The following is a 24895-nucleotide window of genomic DNA, read 5'->3' on the forward strand; positions in this document are numbered from 1 at the left end:
TCGGGCCGCTCAGACCTCGGCGCCGAGCCGCTGGCTGATCACTGTGGAGACTCCGTCGCCTCGCATGGTGACGCCGTACAGGGCGTCGGCAACTTCCATGGTGCGTTTCTGGTGCGTGATGATGATGAGCTGGCTGGATTCGCGCAGCTCCTCGAAGACCGTGATCAGCCGGCCCAGGTTGGTGTCGTCCAGGGCTGCCTCCACCTCGTCCATCACGTAGAACGGCGAGGGCCGGGCTTTGAAGATCGCGACGAGCAGGGCCACCGCGGTCAGCGAACGTTCGCCGCCGGAAAGCAGCGAGAGCCGTTTGATCTTTTTGCCGGCCGGACGCGCCTCGACCTCGATGCCGGTGGTGAGCATGTCCGAGGGGTCGGTAAGGACCAGCCGGCCCTCGCCGCCGGGGAACAACCGAGCGAAGATCCGGATGAACTGCGCCGAGGTGTCCTCGAAGGCTTCGGCAAAGACTTTCTGGACGCGCTCGTCGACTTCCTTGATGATGTCCAGCAGGTCCTTCCGGCTGGACTTAAGGTCTTCGAGCTGGGTGCTGAGGAACTGGTGGCGTTCCTCCAGTGCGGCGAATTCCTCCAGTGCGAGCGGATTGACCCGGCCCAGCGCGGAGAGGTCCCGCTCCGCGCGCTTGAGCCGTTTCTCCTGCTCCGCGCGGACGTAGGGCTTGCCGGCCACGATCTCACGGCCGTCCTCGTCCACCGGGGCGCGCAGGGCAGCCCATTTGTCCGCCGATTCCCCGGCGGGCGCGGGAACGGGCTGCCCGGGGCCGAAGTCCGCGACCAGCTGCTCGGCGGTGAGTCCGAGTTCCTCAACGCTTCTGAGCTCAAGGGCTTCAATCCGGAGGCGCTGCTGGGTGCGTGCCAGCTCGTCGCGGTGCACGGAGTCCGTCAGGTCGGCCAGTTCGCGGGCGAGGGCATCGTTGCCGGTGCGCACGGCCGCGAGTTCGCCGTCGAGCTGTTCCTTGCGTTCCTCCGCGGCGTCCTGCTCCTGCCGGGCAAGTTCCACGGACACGTCGATGAAGCCCATCACCTGGGTGACCGCGGCGCGGACGGCGGCGGCGCGTTTGGCCTGGATCCGCCGGCGGCGTGCCCGTTCGGCTGCCTCTTCGCGGGCGCGGCGCTCGGTGGCGGCTGCGCGTTCGAGCGCCGTTGCCCGGTTGCCGGTGGCCGTGAGTTGTTCCTCTGCGCTGCGCAGGGCAAGCCGGGCCTCCATTTCGGTGCTGCGGGCCAGCGACGCTGCCAGGGCCAGGGCGTCCCTGTGCGCCGGAGAGGGTTCCTCCTCGGCCGGCGCCTCCTGGGCGGCGGCGAGGCGGGCGGCTACGGCTTCCAGCGCGAGTTGTTCGCTTTCGATGTTGGGCTCTGCCTTTGCGAGTGCGGCGGCGAGGCGTTCGCTTTCGCCGACGGCGCTGCGCAGCACGGAGTTCAGGTGTCCCAGCCGTTCGGCGACTGCCGCCAGCCGGGCGTCCGAATCGTGGAGTTTTTCCAGGGCGGCATCGGCGCGGTCCTGCGCCGCTGCCCGCCGGGCCTGCGCGGCGGCGAGGGCGAACCGTTGGCGCTCCAGCTCGGCGGTGACGCTCTCGAGGCGAGCGGCGGCGTCGTCGACGGCGGCCTGCACCTCAATCAGCGACGGTGCCGTTGCGGAGCCGCCGCTGACGGTCAGCGCGGTGAGGACGTCCCCGGCAAGGGTCACCGCGGTCAGTTCAGGGCGGCCTGCAATCAACTGCGCTGCATCCGCCAGGGACTCGACGACGGCGATGCCCGCCAGCAGCTCCGTCAGGGGCAGGCCGGTGGCGGCGTCCGCGGCGCCGGAGGCCGATACCATCCGGGACGCCCACCGGGCACCCGCGGGCAGCTTCCCGTCGGATTCGTTGCGGGCGGTGCGTTCCCCAACCAGCAGCAGGGTGGCCCGGCCAGCGTCGTCGTCCTTCAACAGCTGGACGGCGGTGGCCGCAGCAACGCTGTCCTGCACCACAACGGCGTCGGACGCGGCGCCCAGCGCGGCCGCGATGGCGGTCTCGAAGCCTGCTTCCACAGTGATCATGGACACCAGCGAGCCGATCACCCCGGAGGCTCCCGAACCGAGGACGTGGGCCGAGCCGTCTTTGCGGTTCAATCCGAGCTGGAGGGCCTCTCGACGGGCCAGCAGGGCACCGCGTTCCCGTTCGCCGTCGCGTTCGGCCGACGTCAAGGCGTTAATCTCCGCCGTGATGTTGTCCAGCACTGTGCTGGCATCCTCGTACTCGGCGTCGAGGCGCTCCTCCCCGTCCTCCACGCCGGCTACCTGGGATTCCAGGGCGGCGAATTCGCTGTGGGCATGCCGGCGGCGTTCCTCCCCTGCCGTGAGGGAGTCGCGGAGCCGGCCGAGTTCGGCCTGGGCGGACTCGACCCGGGAGCGGGCCGCGCCGACCTGCCCGGCCAGCTTGGCCAGGCCCTCTCGGCGGTCAGCGGCGGCCCGGAGCAAGGCTGCGAGCCGTTTGTCCTCGACGGAGGCGGCACTTTCCGCGCCGATTTTGGCGGCGGTGGCGGCGTCCAGGGTGCTGCGGCGCTCCACGATCTGGTGCTCCAACCCGGTTTGTTCGGCGCGGACGCGGGCGGCCTGGCGGTCGAGCTGATCCGGGTCCCGCCCGGTGTCAGGCACTGTGTCGGAATCGCCGAGCAGCCGGCGCCGTTCCTCGGCGAGTGAACCCAGCGAGCGCAGCCGTTCGCGCCCGGCGGAGAGCTGATACCAGGTGTCCCGGGCGGCGTTGAGCGCGGGTGTGGCTTCGGCTGCGCGCTGTTCGAGGCCGGCCTGCCGCTGCCTGCCGAGCTCGAGTTCCTGTTCGATGACGCCCCGACGGGCCTTCAGTGCGCTTTCGTCCGCGATATCCCGGGCCAGGGCCGACTGCAGCTGGACGAGGTCGTCGGCGAGCAGCCGGGAGCGCGCGTCCCGGACCTCAAACTGGACGGTCTGGGCGCGCCGCGCCACCTCGGCTTGTTTTCCCAACGGCGTGAGCTGGCGCCGGATCTCGCCGGTGAGGTCGCTCAGCCGGGCCAGGTTGGCCTGCATCGCTTCGAGCTTGCGGACCGTTTTTTCCTTGCGGCGCCGGTGTTTGAGGATACCGGCAGCCTCTTCGATGAAACCTCGCCGGTCCTCCGGGGTGGCGTGCAGCACCTTGTCCAGCTGCCCCTGGCCCACGATCACATGCATTTCGCGGCCCAGTCCGGAGTCGGAGAGCAGCTCCTGGATGTCCAGGAGCCGGCAGCCGGCGCCGTTGATGGCGTACTCGGAGCCGCCGGCGCGGAAGAGCGTGCGCGAAATCGTGACTTCGCTGTATTCAATCGGCAGGGCGCCGTCGCTGTTGTCAATGGTGAGCGAGACGTGGGCGCGGCCCAACGGCGGGCGCCCGGACGTCCCCGCGAAGATCACGTCTTCCATCTTGCCGCCGCGGAGGGTCTTGGCGCCTTGCTCGCCCATCACCCAGGCCAGGGCGTCCACCACATTGGACTTGCCTGAGCCGTTGGGGCCAACCACGGCAGTGACGCCTGGCTCGAATTCGAAAGTCGTCGCCGAAGCGAAAGACTTGAATCCCCGGACGGTCAGGCTTTTCAGGTGCAAGGTGTTTCGGGTCTCCTGCTCGGCGGACGCGGATGGTGGGGACAGCCGCGGATACCTACAATCTACTGCGGGGCCGTGACATTTCCGTGCAGCGGCCCGCAACCACGGCGCAGATGCCTCTCAATCTGCAGATGCAGGAATGGATTGACACCGGACGTAGTTAAGCTCTTGGGCTTGCGCTTGAAGGTGCACTCACCCGCCTGAGCGCAGGACACACACGAACAGAGGCTTGAATTGATAGGGAATGCAACATTCCGGCACCGCAACACCGCCTTGCTTTCGGTGACCAGCGTCGAAGCTCCGAGGATCATCAGTTCCACGGATTTCGACCACAAACTGTCCGCCACACTGCGCCGGTTGAAATTCCCGCCAAAGCTGCTGGAACGCGTTGCCGGCGTCACCCACCGGCGGTGGTGGGCCCCCGGGACATCGTTCGACGACGCCGCCATCGAGGCGGGCGCAAAGGCCTTGGCCGAGTCCGGCATCGAAGCAACCGAGGTGGGCCTGCTGATCAATACCTCCGTGACGCGGCGGAACCTCGAACCGTCGGTCGCGGTGAAAATCCACCATGGGCTCGGCCTGCCGTCGTCCGCGATGAACTTCGACCTTGCCAACGCCTGCCTCGGCTTTGTCAACGGCATGACACTGGCGGCCAACATGATCGACTCCGGCCAGATCAAGTACGCGGTGATTGTCAACGGAGAGGACGCCCAGGCTACGCAGGAGGCCACCCTGGCCCGGCTGCAGCGGCCGGAGACCACCCGCGCGGACTTCAACCGCGAGTTTGCCACCCTGACCCTCGGTTCCGGCGCCGCTGCGGCAGTCCTGGGCCCGGCGGACGAGCACCCCGGGGCGCACCGGATCCTTGGCGGCGTGATGCGCGCCGGAACAGAGCACCACGAGCTGTGTGTGGGCGGCATCGACGGTATGACAACGGATACAAAGGGCCTGCTCGACGGCGGCCTGCAGCTGGTAGTCGACGCCTGGCATGAGGCGCAGCCGGAATGGGACTGGGGCTCGATGGACCGTTATGTCACGCACCAGGTGAGCACCGCCTACACCCAGGCCATCATCGACGCCATCGACCTGGATCCGGATAAGGTGCCCATCACGTTCCCGCACTGGGGCAACGTGGGACCGGCTTCCCTCCCGATGACCCTGGCCGCCGAGGCGCAGAACCTTGGATCCGGTGACCGTGTGCTGTGCATGGGCGTCGGTTCGGGCCTCAACACCGCGATGGTGGAAATCGTTTGGTAGCCGGCGGCTGGCCCGGCGTCGACCCGGAATGGTCGCGCGAAATCGAGGTGGCGTCCGGCTCAGCTGCTGATCCGCCCGGAACGGTGCGCCGCTGGCACCTGCTCGACAACGGCGCGCAGCTCTCCCGCCGCGGGCTGACACCGGCCGGGACCGTGCTGTGTGTGCACGGCAACCCCACCTGGTCCTACCTGTGGCGGACCCTGCTGGCCGCCGGATCTGACCCCGCGCACCCCTGGCGGGTGGTCGCGGTGGATCAGCTGGACATGGGCTTCTCCGAGCGCACCGGCACGTTCCGGCGGCTGGCGGACCGGATCAGTGATCTCGGCGACCTCACCGCCGCGCTCGGCCTGGACGGTCCGGTGGTCACCGTCGGCCACGACTGGGGTGGTGTGATCAGCCTCGGCTGGGCCCTGGCCCATCCGCAGCAGCTGGCCGGCGTTGTCCTGACGAACACCGCCGTGCACCAGCCCGCGGACTCGCCCATCCCGCCGGCGCTGCGGCTTGCCCTGCACCCGGCCGTGCACCGCTGGGGAACCACAACGTCGGACGCCTTCCTGCGGGTGACGCACTCCCTGGCGCACCCGCCGCTGGCCGCGGACGTCCGCAGCACCTACCTGGCCCCCTATCGGGGCGCCGGCCGCCGCGACGGCGTGGGAAACTTCGTCGCGGACATTCCCGTCGATGCGTCCCATCCCAGCTTTCCCGCACTCAACCGGGTTGCCGAGGGCCTGCGCGGGCTGAGCGTGCCGGCACTGATGCTCTGGGGACCCCGGGACCCGATCTTCTCCGACCGGTACCTCAAGGACCTGCTGGGCCGGCTGCCGCACGCAAAAGTCCACCGCTTCGAGGGCGCCGGCCACCTGGTGGCCGAGGACCGGGACATCGCCACGCCCATCTTCGAGTGGCTCGCCGGGCACTGCGCCAACAGCGATCCGGCAGACGCCGAGGCGGCTGGCCCGATCGGGGCTGGAACGATCGGGGCTGGAACGGCGCAGGCTGGCGCTGCGCAGCCTGCCCCGACGCCGGCCCACGGCATCCCGGCCCCGGCCCTGTGGGCGCCGCTCACGGACCTCGCGGCGGGACCCGACGGCGCCGGGACCGCCGTCGCGGAGATGGCCGCGGACGGCACCGTGGCACGGGCATTAAACTGGCGGGACCTGGAACAGCATGTTGCAGCCACCGCCGCAGGACTGGCGGACACCGGCGTCCGGGCCGGCAGCCGGGTCAGCCTGATGGTTCCGCCGGGCGTGGACCTGACGGTGGTGCTGTACGCCTGCCTGAGGCTGGGCGCCGTGGTGGTGGTGGCCGACGCGGGCCTCGGCACCCGCGGCCTGAGCCGCGCCGTCAAGGGCGCTACCCCGGATTTCCTGATCGGAATCGAGAAGGCCCTTGCCGCCGCCGCCGTGCTCGGCTGGCCTGGACGGCGGATCAGCGTGCGTGACCTGCCGGCTGCCCGCCGCCGGCTCCTCGCCGTGGAAACCTCCCTCCCTGCGCTCACCCGCCGGGGCAATGCACTGTCCGGGATGCCAGCACCGCAGGCACCGGATGCGGACGCGCCAGCGGCGGTGCTCTTCACCTCGGGCTCCACCGGCCCCGCCAAGGGCGTGCTTTACACGCACCGGCGCCTGGCCGCGATGCGGGACACCGTGGCCAGGACGCTGGAGATCCGCCCGGGCGCGCGGTTGGTGGCGGGTTTTGCGCCGTTCGCACTGTTGGGACCAGCCTTGGGAGCCGTCTCCGTAACGCCCGCCATGGACGTCACGGCTCCGGGCACGCTGACCGCCCAGGCACTGGCACACGCCGCGGCGGCCATCGACGCCACAGTGGTCTTCGCTTCCCCGGCGGCGCTTCGCAATGTCCTCGCCACCCGGAACGGCCTGGGCACCGCGGGGCACCGTGCGCTGGAGCGTGTGGAGCTGCTGCTCTCCGCCGGCGCCCCCGTTGCCGAAGCCCTCCTGGCCGGCGTGCAGCGGCTGCTGCCGCACGCCTCGCTGCATACCCCGTACGGAATGACCGAAGCGCTGCCCGTCACGGACATCAGCTTCGAACAGATCCGCGACGCCGGGTCGGACGCGGCTGCCGGAACCATGACCGGCGCCGGCAACGGCGTGTGTGTGGGACAGCCGGTTTATGGCGCCCGGGTGGCCCTGATCCCGCTCGCCGCCGACGGCACCGCCCCCGGAGACAACCCGGTCACGGAACCGGGAGTCACCGGCGAGATCCTGGTCAGCGCCCCGCACGTAAAAGCGAGCTACGACAGGCTCTGGCTGACCCAGCGCGAGAGTGCCCGCACCGCCGGGTGGCACCGCACCGGCGATGTGGGGCACTTCGACGCCGCGGGCCGGCTCTGGGTGGAAGGACGCCTCGCACACGTTGTGACGGGCCCGGATGCCGTTCTCACCCCCGTGGGCACCGAGCAGTCCCTTGAACGGCTGGACGGCGTCGGGCCCGCCGCCCTCGTCGGAGTGGGCCCGGCGGGAACGCAGGCAGTTGTGGCCGTCGTCGAGACCGTCCCGCCCGCGCGCCGCTCCGGCCCCGCCGCACCGGAACTGGCAGCGCGGGTCCGGGCGGCCGCCCGGGCAGACGGTGTGAACGTCGCTGCCGTGCTGGTGGTCCGGGCCCAGCCAACGGACATCCGCCACAATGCCAAGATCGACCGCACCCGCCTGGCCCGGTGGGCGTCCGCAGTCCTGGCCGGCGGCCGGGCAGGCACACCGTGAGGGTGCTCGTGACCGGCGCGAGCGGCCTGCTCGGCGGGGAAGTGGCCCGGCAGCTGGTGCGCCAGGGCCACGACGTCACCACCTTCCAGCGCCGCCCCTCGGGCATCGCCGGCGCGGCCGACCTGACCGGCTCCATCACGGACCCGAGCGCCGTCCGCTGCGCCGTCGCCGGCGCCGAGGGCGTCATCCACTTGGCCGCGAAGGTCTCCTTCACCGGACGGGCCGCAGAGTTCGACGCGGTGAATGTCGCGGCCACCGGCAGCTTGCTCGGTGCGGCCCGCGAGGCCGGGGTCCGGTCAGTGGTGTTCGTCTCCTCCCCTTCCGTGGCAAATTCCGGCGCTGCCATCGCCGGGCTGGGCGCCGATCCGGCCGACCCGGCCCGCGCGCACGGCGACTACTCCCGCACGAAGGCCGCGGCCGAGCTGCTGGCACTGGCCGCGGACTCAGCGGAATTCAGGGTCGCGGCGGTGCGCCCGCACATCGTCTGGGGTCCCGGGGATACACAACTGGTGGAACGGGTCCTGGACCGCGCCGGCCGCGGCCGGCTGCCGCTGCTCGACTCCGGGGCGGCCCTGATCGACACCACGTACATCGATAACGCAGCGTCGGCGATCGTCGCCGCGCTGCATCGGATGGAGCACATTCACGGCCGGGCGCTGGTCATCAGCAACGGGGAACCCCGGCCGGTCGGTGAGCTGCTGGCGGGCATTTGCGCCGCGGGCGGCGTCCCGGCTCCGTCGTGGAAGGTCCCGGGCGGCCTCGCGCGGGCGGCCGGATCGCTGGTGGAAAAGCTCTGGACCCGGGCCGGCCGGACCGCGGAACCTCCCATGACAAGGTTCCTTGCCGAGCAGCTCTCCACTGCCCACTGGTTTGACCAGCGCGAGACCCGCAAACTCCTCGACTGGACCCCGGCCGTCACGCTGGACGAGGGCCTGGCGCGGCTGGCCCGGCACTACGGCCGGCACTAGACCGCGCGGTGTCCCGGTGCCCGCCCGTCAGCGGGCTCAGTTACCAGCGGGCTCAGTTACCAGCGGCCGTTCCGTGGCCGCGGTTGGCAGACGGGGCAGGTGTAGGAGGAACGGTTCATAAACTGTTCGCGCTTCATCAGGCTCACCAGGCCGACGGCGGCGCAGCGCTTGCACTCCTGGCCTTCGCGGCCGTAGGCGTTGAGCGCGCGGTCGAAGTACCCGGAGGCCCCGTTGACGTTGACGTAGAGCGAATCAAAACTTGTCCCGCCGGCGGCCAGGGCATCCGTCATGACCTCGCGCGCGGCGTCCAGGACCCGCAGGGCGTCGGCCCGGCGCAGGGTGTCGGTGGGCCGGGCATAGTGCAGCTTCGCCCGCCAAAGAGACTCGTCCGCGTAGATATTGCCGATCCCGGAGACCAGCCCCTGATCAAGCAGTGCACGTTTGAGGCCTGTCTTCCGGGCCCGCAGACGCCGGTAGAACTCCTCGAAGGAGAACTCCGGGTCCAGCGGGTCCCGCGCGATGTGGGCGGCTTCCGCAGCAATCAGCGGCAGCGGCGTTTCGGCCAGGCCGCCGGGACCGCCGTCGGCCGTGGGGATCAGCGAGGTGAGGAACAGGCCGCCGAAGATCCGCTGGTCCACAAAGCGGAGCTGGTCGGGCATACCGTCGGCCGGGCTGAGCTGCAGCCGCACTTTCAGGTGCTTCTCGTCGGCACTGGAGGATTCCTGCATCAACAGTTGCCCGGACATCCCCAGATGCGCCATCAGCGCTACAGTGGGCCTGCCGCTCTCGGACCGGCCGACGTCGGGCGGGGCCCCGGGCGTGTCCGCCAGCGGCAGCCAGAGGAACTTGCCGCGCCGGACGACGTCCAGGACGCGGGCGCCTTCGAGGTTGCCGGCGAAGTCCTCCGGACCGAGCGTGTGCCGGCGGATGGAGCGGGGGTCCACCACCTCGACGGCGGTGATGGTCCGGCCCCGGACCCAGTCGACCAGTCCGCGGCGGACCACTTCAACTTCGGGCAGTTCAGGCACGGTGCGTGCCTAGGCGCCGGGCTGGGACTGCAGTTGCTGCCCCTCGGGCGCGGGTTCGACGGGCACCGCTGCCGGTTCCGCCGCCGGCGGTGCGGAGAGCCTGCGCCAGGCGTCCGCTGCAGCTTCCTGTTCCGCCTCTTTTTTGGAGTTTCCGGAGCCGTTGCCGTAGTCGTTGCCGCCGATCCGCAGGATGGCCTCGAACGTGCGGGCGTGGTCCGGCCCGGAACCCTCCACTGCATAGTTGATCGTCCCGAGCTGGCGGGCGGCCGCCAGCTCCTGGATGTTCGTTTTCCAGTCGGTCCCCGCGCCGAGCGCAGCGGCGTCCTTCAGCAACGGCCCGATCAGCCGCATGACCAGCTGGCGTGCGGTTTCAATGTCATTGGAGATATAGGTGGCGCCGATCAGCGCTTCCATGGTGTCCGCGAGGATGGACGCTTTGTTTTTACCCTCGGTGAGCTTTTCGCCCTGCCCCAGGTAGATGAACTCCCCGAGCCCGATGCTGCGGCCGATGCCCGCGAGGGCACGGGTGCTCACGACGGCGGACCGGCGCTTGGCCAGGTCCCCTTCGGGCAGTGTGGGGTTGTCACGGTACAACGCGTCGGTGACCGAGAACCCCAAAATGGAGTCGCCCAGGAACTCGAGACGTTCGTTGGTGGGGATACCGCCGTTTTCGTAGGCGTAGGAACGGTGTGTGAGCGCAAGACGAAGCGTCCCGGCGTCAATAGAGACACCGAGACGCTTCAGAAGCTCTTCAGTTGAAGACATCTTAGTCAGCCAGTTGGCGGATTAGACGTCTGCGACCTTGCGGCCCTTGTATTCAAGGAACAGCGCGGTGCCAGCCGAGTCGGTAACGACCTTTGCCTGGTGCGGCAGGCTGTATGTAACCTGGCCGTTCTCGACAGTCTTCACCAGGTGGGGGGCGGTTGCCTTCCACTGGGAGCGGCGGGCGCGGGTATTCGAGCGAGACATTTTCCGCTTCGGGACAGCCACGGCTAACTCATTTCTCTCTAGTCCAACACTTACAAATCAGTTTTGCCGGTCAGGCTTAGCCAAGTCAGCTAGGGCAGCCCAGCGAGGATCTACCACCTCGTGGTGATGCCCCGGCTCGTCTTCCAGGCGAACTCCGCATTCGGAGCAAAGGCCCTGGCAGTCTTCCCGGCACACCGGCTGGAACGGCAGTATGGTAACAACTGCGTCCCGCAACACCGGTTCAAGATCGATCAGATCGTGCTCGACTCGACGTTGCTCTTCTTCGTCTTCTTCATCCGAGAACTCTGCGTCCTCGTAGAAGAAAAGTTCTTGCACATCGACCTCTTGGTCATACGCAAGGGGATCCAGGCATCGGCCGCATTCGCCAGTAACTTCTACGTGCGCGGTTCCTGATACCAAAATTCCTTCGTGTACGGCCTCCAGCCGCAGATCCAGCTCAACATCCGAGCCTTGCTGCACACCAATGAGCGCCACACCAAGATCTTCTGGTGCGGGTACATGTTCCTTCAGCGTCCGCATGCTTCCCGGACTGCGTCCGAGGTCCTTGACGTCGAACGCCAAGGGCGAACTAGCATCTCGTTTAATGAGAACTCCTGTTGAACATATGACCGACGTACTATCTTAGCCTGATCTTCCGGGCGGACTCAAACCGGGGGCACACCCGCGGTTCACACCGCAGGCCGCTTAGGTTTCGGCCGCGCAACCGGCAGCAGGCCGCCGAGTACCGATCAAGCTTACCCTCTGCGCGGCTGGTCCTGGACCGGATCGCCGCCGCGCAGCCGTTTCAGCACGGAGCGGGGCACAAACTCGGACACATTGCCGCCCAGGGAAAACACTTCCTTGATCAGCGTCGAAGACAAGTGCAGGTAGTGGCTTTCGGCGGGAAGGAAGACCGTCTCGACGCCGGTGAGTTGGCGGTTCATCGTCGCCATCGGCAGTTCGTAGTCGAAGTCGGAGGAGGAACGCAGGCCCTTGACGATGGCGGACACCCCCCGCTGGCGGCAGTACTCCGCGAGCAGTCCCTCCCCTACCGGTTCCACAACTATGCCGCGCAGGGACGCCAGGGTTTCCCTGGCCATATCAAGGCGTTCCTCGAGGGTGAAGCGGTATTTCTTGGCGTAGTTTGTGGAGACGCCCACAATAACCTCGTCAAAGAGACCGGCGGCCCTGGCGATGACTTCCAGGTGGCCGTTGTGGATCGGATCAAAGGAGCCAGGGCATACGGCGCGTCTCATGCTCCGAACCTACCGTATTGCCGGCACCGGCCGGGATAGCATGGCTGAATGTCAGCATCAAGCATTCCCTTTACCGTCTCCGGCGGCGCGGTTCTCGTGACCGGGGCCGCCATGGGCATGGGCCGCCTGTACGCCCTGCGGGCGGCCCGCGAGGGCGCCGCCGTCGTAATTCTCTGGGACGTCGACGCCGACGGCCTCGCCAAGACCGCCGCCGAGGTAGCCGCCCTCGGAGCGCGCGCCGTCGTCCGGGAGGTGGATCTCGCCGACCGCGCAGCGATTGCCGACGCCGCCGAGGCGTGCCGGGAGGAAGGCCCGCTGACCCTGCTGGTCAATAACGCCGGAATCGTTCGCGGCGCGCTCTTCTGGGACCACAGCCCGGAGCTGGACATCGCACTGACCATGGATATCAACGCGCTGGCACCGATGTACGTCACCCACGCGTTCCTGCCGGCCATGATGGCCGACGCCGGCCGGCCCCGCCGGATCCTCAACATCGCCTCGGCCGCCGGCACCGTCTCCAATCCGCGGATGAGCGTGTACGCCGCGTCCAAGTGGGCTGTCATCGGCTGGAGCGATTCGCTCCGGCTGGAGCTCGAACAGCAAGGCTTCGGCCACCTCGCAGTCACGACGTTCTGCCCCAGCTACATTTCCACCGGGATGTTCGAGGGCGCCCGCGGACCGCTGCTGACGCCGCTGATGACCCCGGACGACGCCGTTGACCGCGCCTGGCGGGCCACTGCCGCCGGCCGGCCGCAACTGATCGCCCCGGCGGCTGCGCAATTGGGCAAGGTGCTGCGCGGCATACTGCCGGTGCGGGCCTGGGACTTCGTGGGCGGGAAGGTGTTCGGGATCTACGCCACGATGGACAAGTTCACCGGGCGCGGCCGGAAGACGGGCAGCTGATGAACTTCCCCCAACCGTCCCCCTGGCAGCGGACCGCGGCAGGAGCGAACCTGCTCTCCCCCGACGGCAGCCTCGGCGTCACCATCTTCGAGGAAATGACCACCCTCGCCCTGCAGACGGGTGCCATCAACCTCGGCCAGGGTTTCCCGGACGAAGACGGCCCGGTGGAAATCAAGGCTGCCGCGCAGGCCGCCATCGCTGCCGGCGCCAACCAGTACGCCCCCGGGAAGGGCATCCTGGAGCTGCGGGAGGCGATTTCCCTGCACCAGGAACGCTTCTACGGGCTGGCCCCGGATCCGCAAACCGAAATTATTGTCACTACCGGCGCCACCGAGGCTATCGCAGCCTCGCTGTTGGCGCTTGTGGGGCCGGGCGACGAGGTCCTCACCTTCGAGCCGTTCTACGACTCCTACGGTGCGATTATTGGCCTCTCCGGTGCCCGGCACGTCACCGCACCGCTGCTGGCCCCTGACTTTATGCCGGACCTGGACGCGCTCGAGGCAGCGTTCAGCAGCCGCACCAAGGTGGTGCTGGTGAACAACCCGCACAATCCCACCGGGGCGGTGTTCCCGCTCGAGGTGCTCGAACGCGTCGTCGAGCTCGCCACCAGGCACAACGCCGTGATCATCACCGACGAGGTGTACGAGCACCTCACCTTTGGTGCCCGGCACATCCCGGTGGCCACGCTGCCGGGCGCCGCGGAACGGACGCTGACCATTTCTTCCGCCGGGAAAACCTTTTCTTTTACCGGCTGGAAGATCGGTTGGCTCAGCGGACCAGAGCATCTGGTCGCCGCCGCCCGCACGGTCAAGCAGTTCCTGAGCTACAGCTCCGGTACGCCGTTCCAGAGCGCCATTGCGGCCGGACTGGGCCTGCCGGATGAGTTCTTCACCGGAATCGCCGATACCCTCCAGCTCAAACGGGACGTCCTCAGTGACGGTCTGCGGGCCGCGGGCTTCGACGTGCTGACACCGCAGGGAACGTACTTCGTCAACGTGGACACGGCTCCGCTCGGCATCTCCGACGCCGTGGAGCTGGCCCGACGCCTGCCGTCCCTGGTGGGTGTCGCAGCCATTCCGGTCGCGGTCTTTTGCCACCCGGACGGCGCCGAACGCACCCGGAGCCTGCTGCGCTTCGCGTTTTGCAAGAGGATTAGCGTCCTGCAGGAAGCCGCCGAACGGCTTGCGACCCTCCGCGACCGGCTCTGATGCGGGACACTCCCGCGGCCACCCGCTTCCTGCGGACCACCGGCCAACACGCCACGATCGAACCCGATGCCTTTACCGACGGCGGCTTTGTGCTCAGCATCGGCGGGGCGGAACAGTCGCACGTCAACCTGGCCGAGCCCGCGGACATTTTCTACGAGTACCTGCGCCGGATCGGCCACGTGGTGGACTTCGCGGCACCGTGGGGCGAACCCATCACAGCGCTCCATCTTGGGGCCGGGGCGCTGACGCTTGCCCGCTACATCCAGGCCACCCGGCCGGGCTCGGTGCAGTACGCGGTGGAGCTGGAGCGGGAGCTGTTGGACTTTGTGCTGCAGCAGCTCCCGCTGCCGGACGGCACGGAGCTGCACCCGCTGATCGGCGACGCCAGGGCGGCCCTGGCCGAACTGCCGCCGGAACTGAGCTTCGACGTTGTGATCCTGGACATTTTCTCCGGGCCCGAGGCACCCGAACACCTCGCCTGCACCGAGTTTTACCGGGAGGCCGCGGCGAAGCTCACTGCCCGCGGCGTCCTGGTAGTTAATGTGGGCGACGAACCCGGGCTCACCCTGGTCCGCAGCCAGGTGGCCGCGCTGCGCCGGGCCATGACCGACGTCGCCGCTTGCGCTGAGACCGGCATGTTCAGCGGCCGCTATCCCGGCAACATCATCCTGGCCGGCACCCAGGGCCCGTGGCCGGAGGTGTGGACTGCAGCGCTTACCGCACGCGGGCCGCACCCGGCGAAGGTATTGTCCGGGATCGCGCTGGACGCAATGTCGGACTAGCCGCCACGCTCCGCTCCTTCCGCTGGTTCTGCCCCCGATGCGTCCGCCGGGACTTCTTCCACGCCCGGTTCGGCGAACCAGAGCTTCGTCTCCCCGTACTTGCGTTCCGCAAAGCGTTCCATCCCCGCCGGCCAGGACGGCTCGGGGGTCCGCGATGAACGCTCCACCACGACGACGGCACCTTCGGCCAGCTGCGGGACCAGCTGCGCGAGCACCGCGGCCAGCCCCGGCTCGTCCAGCGGGTAGGGCGGATCCAGGAAGACGAGGTCCCAGCGGGCACCCTCCTGGGTCCGTTCAAGGAACGAATCGACTTTCGAGCGGTGCACGGAAACCACTTTGCGCCCCACAACGGTATTAACGAGGTCGGCGTTGCGCTGGCAGACCGCGCTGGCCTTGCCGTCAAATTCCACCAGGTCCACACTGTGCGCGCCCCGGCTGGCACTTTCCACACCGAGGGAACCGGATCCCGCGTAGAGGTCCAGCACGCGGGCGTCCGCTATCACCTCGAAGGCGTCCAGCCGCGAGAAGAGCGCTTCCTTGACCCGGTCGGTGGTGGGCCGGGTCAACGATCCCGGGACACTGACCAAGGTGCTTCCACCGGCGGCGCCGGCGATGATGCGGCTCATGCCCGTGCCGCCGGGGACGCCTGGATTTTCTTAGCCGCGTTCAAGGAACGCCTCCTTTTCCGGATTGAGGTATTCGTCGATTGCCGCGGCGAGGTCGGGGTGGGACTCCAGCGACGGGTCCGCGCCGACAATGCGCCACGCGTCCTGCCGCGCCCGGACGATCACGTCCTCGTGTTCCAGGACCCGCAGGAGCTTCAGCGTGGAACGGCCGCCGGACTGGGAGGCGCCCAGGATGTCGCCCTCCCGGCGCAGCTTGAGGTCCTCCTGGGAAAGTTCAAAGCCGTCGGTGGTCGCGGCGACGGCGTCGAGGCGGCGCCGGCTCGGATGGCCCGGTTCCAGCGTGGTCACGAGCAGGCACATACCCGGGAGCCCGCCGCGGCCCACCCGGCCGCGGAGTTGGTGGAGCTGGGAGATACCGAAGCGGTCCGCGTCAAGAATGACCATAAGGGTGGCGTTGTGCACATCCACACCCACCTCGATCACTGTTGTGGAGACCAGGAGCTTGGTTTGGTTGGCGGTGAAAGAGGCCATGGTGCCGGACTTGAGCACCGGGTCCTGCCGGCCGTGCAGCGGCGCCACGCTGACCCCGGCCAGGGCCGGTTCGTCGCGGAGCTGTTCGACGACGCCGGTGACGGATGCCAGTTCACGTGCGCCATTGTCGCCCGCGAGGTCAGCGTCGGACGGTTCGGCTTCGCCGGGACTGAAGTCGCCGTCGTCGTCCGAGCCGATTTTGGGACAGACGATATAGACCTGGTGGCCGGCGTCGATCTCTTCCCGGGAGCGCGTCCAGATTCGCGTGGCCCAGGCCGGGTGCTCGGCGAGCCCGACGACGTGCGTGGTGATCGGCGCGCGGCCGGCCGGTAGTTCGTCGAGGACGGAGGTTTCCAGGTCGCCGAACACTGTCATGGCCACTGTCCTCGGGATGGGCGTGGCGGTCATGACCAGCAGGTGCGGGGGTTTGCTGGCTTTGGACCGGAGCGCGTCGCGTTGTTCGACGCCGAAGCGGTGCTGCTCATCGACCACGATCAGGCCCAGGTCGTAGAAGGAGACGTTGTCGCTGAGCAGGGCATGGGTGCCGATAATGATCCCGGCGTTCCCGGAGGCGGCATCCAACATTGCTTGTTTCCGGGCTGCCGTGGGCATGGAGCCGGTGAGCAGCGTGACCTGGACGGCGTCCGTGCCACCCAGCAGCCCATCCCGGGACAGCGGGCCGAGTGTGCGGCGGATCGAATCGAAGTGCTGCGCGGCGAGGACCTCGGTGGGCGCCAGCAGGGCAGCCTGTCCCCCCGCATCAACCACCTGCAGCATGGCGCGCAGGGCCACAATCGTTTTTCCGGAGCCGACTTCGCCCTGCAGCAGGCGGTTCATCGGCGAGTCCTGGGCGAGCTCCGCGGCCAGCGTCTTGCCGACGGCGGCCTGGCCGGCGGTCAGCGTGAACGGCAACTGCCGGTCAAAGGCTGTCAGCAGGCCGTCCGCGAGGGGCCGGCGGGCGGTGGCTTCCTCCGCGGCGAGCTGGGCCCGGCGCCGGGCGAGCGCGGACTGGAGCACCAGCGCTTCCTGGTAGCGGAACCGGTCCTGTGCGTGCTGCCAGTCCGCGTTCCCTTGCGGGGCATGGATGAGCCGGTAGGCCTCCGCGATCGGCAGGAAGTGCTCCCGGTCCGCGATCTCCGCCGGCAACGGGTCCGGGACTGCGTCGAGGTCTGCGGTGTCCAGCAGCGTCTCGATGACTTTCTGGATGGACCAGCTGGTGAGCTTGGCGGTGGCCGGATACACCGGGATAGGCATGGCCGCGAGCATTTCCGGATCCTTGCCCGGAGCTTCAGGGTCCTCGTCCAGCAGCAGGAAATCAGGGTTGGTCAGCCCCAGGGCACCGGCGTAGCGGGTGACCTTGCCGGAGAACAAAGCGCGCCGGCCCGGCAGCAGTGCGGCCTTGGCCCGGAAACCGTTGAAAAAACTTACCTTCAGGGTGCCGGGGAGCCCGGTCCCGGCGTCGTCGGAAATCACGACGTCGGTCAGGGAACCACGGCGGGCGCGCATCGACCGGGTGCTGCTGGAGACGACCCGGGCGATGAGGGTAACGTCCTCGTCGAGCGGGACCTCACTGATCGGGGTGAGTTCGCCGCGGTCCAGGTAGCGGCGGGGGAAGTAATTCAGCAGACCGCCAACCGTGGTGATGCCGAGATGCTTTTCGATCACCGTCGCCGAACGCTTGCCGATCCGGCGTTCCAGGCCCAGCCCGAGTTCGGTGGTGCCCGGTTCGGTGGCGCCCAGTTCGGTGGCGCCCAGTTCGGTGGTGCCCAGATCGGTGGTGCCCGGTTCGGTGCCGGGTTTAGCGTTCATATCCGTCGGCGGCCTGTCCTGCGGGTTCCCGGGGACCTGCGTCGTGCGGTTCGGCCTCCAATTCGGCCTCCGGCAGGGCGAGTTCTGACACGCTGATATCCGAGGGTTCGCCGAGGGCCCGGATCAGGGCCATGGCAAGTGCTGCCTCGGGCACATGGACGTGGACCCGCCAGCGGTATGCCCCGTTTGCGTCGGCGGTAGCGCCGGCCTGGCTCATGATGACGGACTCGCCGATTTCGTCGAGCCGCTGCCGCATCGTTGCAGCGTCGAGCGGCGAGAGCGTGATGGTGCACATAACTTCCACACCTTCGTCCCGCGGCATACCGGCATGGATGTGCGGGTCCTGCACGTCGTAGCCGTGCAGGCCGTCCAGGAGCTGGTCCTGGAGTTCCTCGCCGAGCACGGCGGAACGGAGGCAGTCGAGGATCAGCAGCATCCCCACGCCGCCGGCGTCCACCACGTGCGCTGCGTGCAGGGCCTCCAGCTGCCCTTCGGTGCGGACCACGGCCGCCAGCGCCGCTTCGACTGCGGCATCCAGGGCCAGGCCCAGGGCGTGGTTGCTGTCGTCACCGTTATGCTCGGCGTCCACTGTCGCGGCCGCGCGGGCGGCGGCTTCCATCACGGACAGCATGGTTCCCGGAACCGGATCACTTAGCGCGGACCAGGCCCGGAGCTGGGCGCGGTTCAAGGCAGCGGCAAACAGCGGTGCGCTGAGCCGGTGGTGGCCGGCAAGCGGTTCGGCTGCGGCGCAGAGGAACACGGCGAACAGGGTGCCTGAGTTGCCGCGGGCCTGCTCCATGGCGGCCAGGCCGGCGCGGGACAGTACGGCCCCGACGTCGTTCTGCGCCGGGTCCGGCGGGCCGAAGGAGTGGATCGCCGGATCCGCGCTGATCACGGGCAGCGCGGAGGTGTCCAGGCAGTGCAGTGCCTGGGCAGCGGCCCGGACCGTGAGGTAAAGGTTCGTGCCGGTGTCGCCGTCGGCGACCGGAAAGATGTTGATGGCGTTCAGGCGGTCGCTGTGGTTTCCAAGCGTCGTTTCTGCCTTGCCCAACCACCGCTTCATCGCTTGCGCGTTGGCGGCAATTTTAGTCTGCAAAGTGATCCCATCCCACAGTGTCAGCGGGCCTGCCCGCTATTGTCACGCCCGTGCTGTCCGTTGGTGCAAGGGCCCCTACCGAGCCTAGCGCAGTGAAACCGTGAGGCAGCTGAACGCCCGGCGGGAATGTGGCAAGCAATCCGTGATCCTCTCCGCCGCCCAGCACCCAGTCCAGCGGATCTGTGCGGAGCAGGTCGGCGGCCGGCCGGAGCGGGCCGGCCAGGACCTTCAAAACCGACGAGTCAAGGTTCAGCACAACGTGGCTGGCAGCTGCCAGCCGGTTGCCGTCTCGGACCAGCCCATCGGAAATGTCCATCATGGCCGTGGCCCCGCAGTCCCTGGCCAGCGGTCCCGCCGCGAGCGGCGGCAGGGGCCGGCACTGGGTGTCCAGGAGGGCGCGCTGCTCCTGGCTCAGCTCCCCGACGGGCGTTGTGGATTCCAACAGCGCCAAACCTGCTGCCGCCCGCCCCACCGTGCCGGCCAGCGCCAGGGTGTCCCCCGGGCGGGCGCCGGACCGCAGCACGGCCGCCTTGCCGTCAAGGGTGCCGAGGATCGCGACGCTGACCGCGAGTTCGCGGCCCCGGCCCAGGTCTCCCCCGGCCACGGCACAGTCCGGGGCGCCCAGTTCCCGGATGCCGGCGCTGATTCCGTCGGCGAAGTCCTCGACCCAGGCGACACGGGTGTCCGGGGGCATCGTGAGGCTGACGACGAGGGAGGTGGCCCGGGCCCCCATGGCGTTGATGTCGCTGAGGTTTTGTGCGGCGGCCTTCCAGCCGACGTCGTAGCCGGTGGTCCGGTAGCCGTTGTTCCACTCCAGGCGGAAGTCCTGGTCGACCACCTGCGTGTCGATGCTGAGGACCGTCCGGCCATCCGGCGCGGCCACAATCGCGGCGTCGTCGCCGGGGCCCAGGATCAGGGACGGGTTGTGCGCCTGGCCGTAGTGCAGGCGCGGGAAGATCCGCTCCAGGAGCTGGGACTCGGAGAGCTCCGCGACGGTCAGCGGGTCAGGGACGTGGTCAGGGACGTATTCGGGCACAGCACAACGCTACCGCGGGGGTCCGACGGCGGCGGGCGCGTGTCCGGGTCAGCGGCACGCAAGGTACTCCCGGAGCCGCTGAGCGGCTGCGGGTGGCTGGTAGCCCTGAGACGCCATTTTGCCGCCCTGGAGGGTGCTGTTGAGCGGCCTGGGGGCAGCGTTCTTCCCTTGAAAGTATTCACTGCTGCTCACGCCCGTGACGCCGCCCCGGGAACTGCCGCTCAGCTCGTAAACGTTGGCGGCGATGTCCGCCCACGACTGCGGTTCGCCGTCGTTGGTGAGGTTGTAGGTCCCGAAGGGCGCGCCCGACTCCAGGAGGTGCCGGATGCCGGCGGCGATGTCCTCGGTGAAGCTGAGCCGGCCGATCTGGTCGTTGACGACCGACGGCGCAATTCCCCGTGCCGCCAGGGATGCCATGGTGCGGACGAAGTTGTTGCCCTCCCCGATCACCCAGCTGGTCCGCACGATGTAGTGCCGCGGCACCACGGAAACGACGGCGTCGCCTGCGGCTTTGGTCTGCCCGTACACCCCCAGCGGGGAGAACCCCTCGTCTTCCGGGTGCGTCTCGGCGGTGCCGTCGAAGACGTAGTCCGACGAGACGTGCACGAGTACCAGGTCGTGGTCGACGGCGGTCCGGGCCAGGCGGGTGACGGCGGTGACGTTGACGGTCCAGGCGGCCCTGCGGCCGTCTGGGGTTTCGGCCGCGTCGACTGCGGTGTATGCGGCGGCGTTGATGATCGTGGAGTAGTTTTTCCAGTTCCGGGCCTCAAACGCGTCCGCGCTGCCGAGGTCAAACTCGGTGCGGCCGGCGAACTCAACGGAAGTGTCCCCGTCGTAGAGTTCCCGCAGCGCCTTGCCGAGCTGGCCGTCGGCGCCGAGGACGAGGGTCTTCTTCGGCGGCATCGGGACGACATCCTTTAGCCGGGGGTGGGCCTTGTCCTTGTCGGAGAGTTCGGCCTCCTCCAGCGGCACGGGCCAGTCGATCGCGGCGCTCTCGTCGGCGAGGTTCAGGAACGTGTACTGGCCCTGGGCGTCGGCGGACCAGTGGTCGTTGACCAGGTAGGTGTAGGCGGTGTTGTCCGCCAGGGTCTGGAAGGCATTGCCGACACCGCGGGGGATAAAAATGGCTTGGCTGGCATCGAGTTCGGCCGTGAACACGGCACCGAAGGAGGCACCCTCGCGCAGGTCAACCCAGGCACCGAATATCCGGCCGGTGGCGACCGAAATGAATTTATCCCATGGTTCGGCATGGATCCCGCGGGTGGTTCCGGCCTTTTCGTTGAACGAGATGTTGTTCTGCACCGGCCGGAAGTCCGGCAGGCCCAGGGCCACCATTTTTTCCCGCTGCCAGTTCTCCTTGAACCAGCCCCGGTTGTCGCCGTGGACCGGAAGGTCGTAGAGGACGACGCCGGGAATCGGGGTTTCGTGCGCGGTGAGCTTTTTCGAGAACTCGATCGACATAATCTACTGGCCCTGTTCCGTGTACTTAGCTTCCGTGGCTGCCTTCTGCGGACGCCACCAGTCCTCGTTGTCCCGGTACCAGGCAATGGTGTCCTCGATCCCGGCGTCGAAGTTGGAAAAGCGCGGCTTCCAGCCGAGCTCATCGCGCAGCTTCGCGGAGTCGATGGCGTAGCGCATGTCGTGGCCGGGACGGTCCACAACATGGTCGTAGGCCTCCGGGGACTGGCCCATGTGCTTGAGGATCAGTTCGACGACGTCCTTGTTGTTCTGCTCCCCGTCCGCGCCGATCAGGTAGGTCTCCCCGATCCGGCCCCCGGCGATGATCGCCAGGACAGCGGAGGAATGATCATTGGCGTGGATCCAGTCCCGGACATTCTTGCCCTTGCCGTAAAGCTTGGGACGGATCCCGTCGATCACGTTGGTGATCTGGCGCGGGATGAATTTCTCCACGTGCTGGTACGGGCCGTAGTTGTTCGAGCAGTTGCTGATCGTTGCCTGCAGCCCGAAAGACCGCACCCAGGCCCGGACCAGCAGGTCCGAGCCCGCTTTGGTCGACGAATAAGGACTGGAAGGGTTGTACGGGGTGCTCTCGGTGAACCGCTCCGGATCATCGAGTTCAAGGTCGCCGTAGACCTCGTCCGTGGAGATGTGGTGAAAACGCTTGCCGTGCTTCCGGGCCGCCTCGATCAGCGTGTACGTGCCGATGATGTTCGTATCAAGGAACGGGCGCGGATCATGCAGCGAGTTATCATTGTGCGACTCCGCCGCGTAGTGGACCACAACGTCGGCCTCGGCCACCAGACCATCGACAAGCGCGGCGTCGCAGATGTCTCCCTGGACGAACTTCAAACGCCCCGCCGGAAGGCCCTTCAACGAATCCCGGTTGCCGGCGTAGGTGAGCTTGTCCAGGACGGTCACATGATCCTTGCCCCGCGCGGTGACATGCCGGACGAAGTTTGCGCCGATAAATCCTGCGCCACCGGTGACGAGTAGTCGCTGCATGTCTCAGACCCTACCTGTTGCGCTTGTTCCCAGAAACAAGAAAGGATGTGCCCATGCGCGGAATCATTCTGGCCGGGGGAACAGGGTCACGGCTTCATCCCATTACCTTCGGGATCAGCAAACAGCTCGTCCCGGTCTACGACAAGCCGATGATCTACTATCCGCTGTCCACCCTCATTCTGGCCGGAATCAGTGACATCCTGATTATCACCGCACCACAGGATGCCGAGCCGTTCCGCCGGCTATTGGGCGACGGCTCGCAATTCGGGATCTCCATCAGTTACAAAGTCCAGCCGTCCCCTGACGGCCTTGCCCAGGCCTTCATCTTGGGTGAGGCTCATATCGGCAACGATTCGGTGGCACTGGTCCTTGGCGACAACATCTTCTATGGCCCCGGAATGGGTACCCAACTGGCAAAGTACACGGACGTAGATGGTGGTTCCGTGTTTGGATACTGGGTGCAGGATCCTGGGGCCTACGGCGTCGTCGAGTTTGACGGTTCCGGTCGGGTGCTGACACTAGAGGAGAAGCCCCTAAAGCCCAGGAGCAACTACGCAGTACCGGGGCTCTATTTTTACGACAACAGCGTCATTGAGATTGCCCGCGAACTTAAACCGTCGCCCCGTGGCGAGCTCGAAATCACGGACGTGAACAAGGCGTATCTTGGCCTGGACAAGCTCCATGTCGAGATCCTCCCCCGGGGAACGGCCTGGCTGGACACCGGAACGTTCGATGATCTCAATGATGCCTCAAATTTCGTCCGGACTGTCCAGAAGCGCCAGGGACTGATCATCGGTGCGCCCGAAGAAACCTCGTGGCGCCTGGGATTCCTCAGTGACGACGAGCTGCGGGCCAGGGGCGAGCCCCTTGTGAAGAGCGGCTATGGCTCCTACCTGCTTGGGCTGTTGTAAGCGTCCCGGCGATCTCCGCGAAGTGTATGCCGGGGTGGCGGGACGGGCCGTGCCGCAGGGATAGGCTTAACCAATGCAGCACTTCCGTTTCCCGGCCCCGGCACGTCCGCTCCGAATTCTTGCCGCGGCGGCCATCGCCGGGGTCCTGCTGAGTGCGTGCTCCCCGGTAGTCGACGTCGCGCCCGCCAAGGATGCTGCCAACGCCGCGTGCGCCCCCATGATGGTGGCGCTGCCGGATGCGATTGGTGACGCCAAGCTGCGCAAGACCAACAGCCAGGCCACCGCCGCCTGGGGTGACCCGTCCCTGCTGGTCCTGCGCTGCGGGGTTAACGTTCCCGGGCCGACGACGGACCGCTGCGTCAGCGTGAACGGCGTCGATTGGGTGATCAAGGAAGGCGACCCGGTATGGACCCTGACCACCTTCGGTCGGGAACCAGCCACCGAAATCCTGCTGGATCCGAACAAGATCAGTTCCGCCACCGTGCTCGCGGACCTCGCGTCCTCCGCATCGAAACTGCCAGCGACGCGGAACTGCGTGGGCCAGGCGGACCTGCAAAACGCAGAGAACCTGCCGCCAAGCCCGTAGGCTAGCGCAGGCCGGTGGTGCGGTGCAGCGCCAGGTAGATCAGTTCGTCGATCAGCTCCGCGTAGCCCAGGCCTGAGGCTTTCCACATCTGCGGGTACATACTCTTCGGTGTGAATCCGGGCATGGTATTGATTTCGTTGATGATCAGCTCGCCCTCAGGCGTGTAGAAGAAATCGACCCGGCTCAGTCCCTCGGCTCCAACGGCGTCGAACGCAACGGCGGCAAGCTCGCGGACCCGGGCGATGGCTTCGTCCGGGAGATCTGCCGGGCAGCTGAGCTCGGCGGCGTCGTCGACGTATTTAGCATTGAAGTCATAAAACTCATGCCCGCCGCCGGCCACGGCAATCTCCCCCGGCATGGACGTCCGGGGAGCGTCGGTCCCCCGGCCTTCCAGCACTGCGCATTCGATTTCGCGGCCCACGATGCCCGCTTCGATGACGAGTTTCGGGTCGTGCTCGCGGGCGGCCTCGATTGCGGCATCCAGTCCGTCCAGGGAATCCACCTTGGAGATGCCCATGGATGAGCCGGCCCGTGCCGGCTTCACGAAGACCGGGAAGCCGAGCCGGTCCACACGCTTGCGGACGGTCTCCGGATCATTGCGCCACTGCCGGTCCGTGACCGCGATGTAGGGACCCACATGGAGCCCGGCGGATTCAAACACCACTTTCATAAAGTGCTTGTCCATCCCGACGGCGGACGCCAGCACACCGGCGCCGACGTACCGGGTGTCGGAAAGCTCCAGCAAACCCTGAATGGTACCGTCCTCGCCGAACGGGCCGTGCAGCAGGGGAAACACCACATCCACCGCACCGAGCTCCTGCGGGACAGTGTTCGGTGCGGCCACGATCAGTTGGTATTCGCCGCCGATCTCGGCCAGTGCCACCGTCCGGGCCGACGGTGCGACTTCAGGCAGGGAGGACGCCGAAAGTGACCAGTCGCGGGTGTCCCCGGAGGCCAGCACCCACTGGCCGGACTTGGCGATCCCGATGGGGATGACCTCGTACTTCGCCTGGTCGATGGCGCCGAGCACGCCGGCAGCGGTCACGCAGCTGACCGCGTGTTCGCTGGACCGGCCGCCGAACAGCACCGCCACTCGGGGCCGGGCGCCCGGGCCCGCTGTGTTCACTTCTTCTTCAGTCACGC

At 67.8% G+C, this 24895-nt stretch carries 21 protein-coding genes; 8 read left to right on the plus strand and 13 right to left on the minus strand.

Features of this window, described 5'->3' with window-relative positions:
* Nucleotides 1-9 precede the first annotated feature (9 nt).
* Complete coding sequence (gene smc / locus QI450_RS10030; protein ID WP_226776180.1) at nt 10-3603, minus strand: chromosome segregation protein SMC; 3594 nt, start codon at nt 3601-3603, stop codon at nt 10-12.
* Nucleotides 3604-3837: 234 nt separating this feature from the next.
* Here smc and QI450_RS10035 point away from each other — a divergent pair, with 234 nt between their 5' ends.
* The 3 genes from QI450_RS10035 to QI450_RS10045 are packed head-to-tail and all read left to right on the plus strand — an operon-like array spanning nt 3838 to nt 8548.
* On the plus strand, nt 3838-4860 hold the full coding sequence (locus QI450_RS10035) for a 3-oxoacyl-ACP synthase III (RefSeq protein ID WP_226776181.1): 1023 nt from the start codon (nt 3838-3840) through the stop codon (nt 4858-4860).
* Nucleotides 4854-7580, plus strand: a complete 2727-nt coding sequence (locus QI450_RS10040) for an alpha/beta fold hydrolase (RefSeq protein ID WP_282468000.1) — start codon at nt 4854-4856, stop codon at nt 7578-7580. Before QI450_RS10035 ends, QI450_RS10040 begins: the two co-directional genes overlap by 7 nt.
* Nucleotides 7577-8548: an NAD-dependent epimerase/dehydratase family protein gene (locus QI450_RS10045; RefSeq protein ID WP_226776239.1), complete on the plus strand. Its 972-nt coding sequence runs from the start codon at nt 7577-7579 to the stop codon at nt 8546-8548. Before QI450_RS10040 ends, QI450_RS10045 begins: the two co-directional genes overlap by 4 nt.
* Nucleotides 8549-8604: 56 nt before the next feature.
* On the opposite strand, the gene mutM is transcribed toward QI450_RS10045, so the two are convergent.
* The 5 genes from mutM to coaD all read right to left on the minus strand — a co-directional run bounded on the left by mutM (nt 8605) and on the right by coaD (nt 11801).
* The gene (gene mutM / locus QI450_RS10050) at nt 8605-9576 is read right to left on the minus strand and encodes a bifunctional DNA-formamidopyrimidine glycosylase/DNA-(apurinic or apyrimidinic site) lyase (protein WP_226776185.1); all 972 of its coding nucleotides are present in this window, start codon (nt 9574-9576) and stop codon (nt 8605-8607) included.
* Nucleotides 9577-9585: 9 nt separating this feature from the next.
* A complete protein-coding gene (gene rnc, locus QI450_RS10055) occupies nt 9586-10341 on the minus strand; it encodes a ribonuclease III (RefSeq protein ID WP_226776186.1) in 756 nt (251 codons plus the stop codon).
* Nucleotides 10342-10362: 21 nt separating this feature from the next.
* Nucleotides 10363-10566 (minus strand): 50S ribosomal protein L32, encoded by a 204-nt coding sequence (gene rpmF, locus QI450_RS10060; RefSeq protein WP_009356569.1) that lies wholly within the window; start codon nt 10564-10566, stop codon nt 10363-10365.
* Between the two features lie 36 nt (nt 10567-10602).
* Nucleotides 10603-11127, minus strand: coding sequence for a YceD family protein (locus tag QI450_RS10065; protein WP_226776187.1), 525 nt, complete (start codon nt 11125-11127; stop codon nt 10603-10605).
* Nucleotides 11128-11300: 173 nt separating this feature from the next.
* Nucleotides 11301-11801 (minus strand): pantetheine-phosphate adenylyltransferase, encoded by a 501-nt coding sequence (coaD, locus tag QI450_RS10070; RefSeq protein WP_226776188.1) that lies wholly within the window; start codon nt 11799-11801, stop codon nt 11301-11303.
* A gap of 48 nt (nt 11802-11849) precedes the next feature.
* Between coaD and QI450_RS10075 the strand changes: the two genes are divergently transcribed.
* Genes QI450_RS10075 through QI450_RS10085 form a run of 3 tightly spaced genes read left to right on the plus strand, consistent with a single transcriptional unit; the run spans nt 11850 to nt 14694 of the window.
* On the plus strand, nt 11850-12704 hold the full coding sequence (locus QI450_RS10075; protein ID WP_226776189.1) for an SDR family NAD(P)-dependent oxidoreductase: 855 nt from the start codon (nt 11850-11852) through the stop codon (nt 12702-12704).
* Nucleotides 12704-13912 carry an aminotransferase class I/II-fold pyridoxal phosphate-dependent enzyme gene (locus QI450_RS10080; RefSeq protein ID WP_226776190.1) on the plus strand — a complete coding sequence of 403 codons (1209 nt, stop codon included), beginning with the start codon at nt 12704-12706 and terminating at the stop codon, nt 13910-13912. Before QI450_RS10075 ends, QI450_RS10080 begins: the two co-directional genes overlap by 1 nt.
* Nucleotides 13912-14694 carry a fused MFS/spermidine synthase gene (locus QI450_RS10085; RefSeq protein WP_226776191.1) on the plus strand — a complete coding sequence of 261 codons (783 nt, stop codon included), beginning with the start codon at nt 13912-13914 and terminating at the stop codon, nt 14692-14694. The genes QI450_RS10080 and QI450_RS10085 overlap by 1 nt, the downstream gene beginning before the upstream one ends.
* Here the strand turns inward: QI450_RS10085 and rsmD are convergent.
* The 6 genes from rsmD to rfbB are packed head-to-tail and all read right to left on the minus strand — an operon-like array spanning nt 14691 to nt 22255.
* The gene (gene rsmD, locus QI450_RS10090; RefSeq protein ID WP_226776192.1) at nt 14691-15320 is read right to left on the minus strand and encodes a 16S rRNA (guanine(966)-N(2))-methyltransferase RsmD; all 630 of its coding nucleotides are present in this window, start codon (nt 15318-15320) and stop codon (nt 14691-14693) included. The two genes, QI450_RS10085 and rsmD, sit on opposite strands and share 4 nt — an antisense overlap.
* A 30-nt stretch (nt 15321-15350) precedes the next feature.
* The gene (locus QI450_RS10095) at nt 15351-17660 is read right to left on the minus strand and encodes an ATP-dependent DNA helicase RecG (protein ID WP_226776193.1); all 2310 of its coding nucleotides are present in this window, start codon (nt 17658-17660) and stop codon (nt 15351-15353) included.
* Complete coding sequence (locus QI450_RS10100) at nt 17650-18723, minus strand: DAK2 domain-containing protein (protein ID WP_226776240.1); 1074 nt, start codon at nt 18721-18723, stop codon at nt 17650-17652. Before QI450_RS10100 ends, QI450_RS10095 begins: the two co-directional genes overlap by 11 nt.
* A gap of 22 nt (nt 18724-18745) precedes the next feature.
* On the minus strand, nt 18746-19792 hold the full coding sequence (locus tag QI450_RS10105; RefSeq protein ID WP_226776194.1) for a thiamine-phosphate kinase: 1047 nt from the start codon (nt 19790-19792) through the stop codon (nt 18746-18748).
* Between the two features lie 48 nt (nt 19793-19840).
* Nucleotides 19841-21253, minus strand: a complete 1413-nt coding sequence (locus QI450_RS10110) for a bifunctional dTDP-4-dehydrorhamnose 3,5-epimerase family protein/NAD(P)-dependent oxidoreductase (protein ID WP_226776195.1) — start codon at nt 21251-21253, stop codon at nt 19841-19843.
* 3 nt (nt 21254-21256) lie between these two features.
* On the minus strand, nt 21257-22255 hold the full coding sequence (gene rfbB, locus QI450_RS10115; protein WP_226776196.1) for a dTDP-glucose 4,6-dehydratase: 999 nt from the start codon (nt 22253-22255) through the stop codon (nt 21257-21259).
* 53 nt (nt 22256-22308) lie between these two features.
* On the opposite strand from rfbB, the gene rfbA reads away from it, so the two are divergent.
* Both rfbA and QI450_RS10125 read left to right on the plus strand, forming a co-directional pair.
* The gene (rfbA, locus tag QI450_RS10120) at nt 22309-23166 is read left to right on the plus strand and encodes a glucose-1-phosphate thymidylyltransferase RfbA (protein WP_226776197.1); all 858 of its coding nucleotides are present in this window, start codon (nt 22309-22311) and stop codon (nt 23164-23166) included.
* Between the two features lie 73 nt (nt 23167-23239).
* Nucleotides 23240-23752: a DUF3515 family protein gene (locus QI450_RS10125; RefSeq protein ID WP_226776198.1), complete on the plus strand. Its 513-nt coding sequence runs from the start codon at nt 23240-23242 to the stop codon at nt 23750-23752.
* Between the two features lies 1 nt (nt 23753).
* Here QI450_RS10125 and QI450_RS10130 read toward each other — a convergent pair whose 3' ends face one another.
* Nucleotides 23754-24893: a D-alanine--D-alanine ligase family protein gene (locus tag QI450_RS10130; protein ID WP_226776199.1), complete on the minus strand. Its 1140-nt coding sequence runs from the start codon at nt 24891-24893 to the stop codon at nt 23754-23756.
* Between the last annotated feature and the right edge of the window lie 2 nt (nt 24894-24895).

Source organism: Arthrobacter sp. EM1 (assembly GCF_029964055.1).
Lineage (GTDB): Bacteria > Actinomycetota > Actinomycetes > Actinomycetales > Micrococcaceae > Arthrobacter.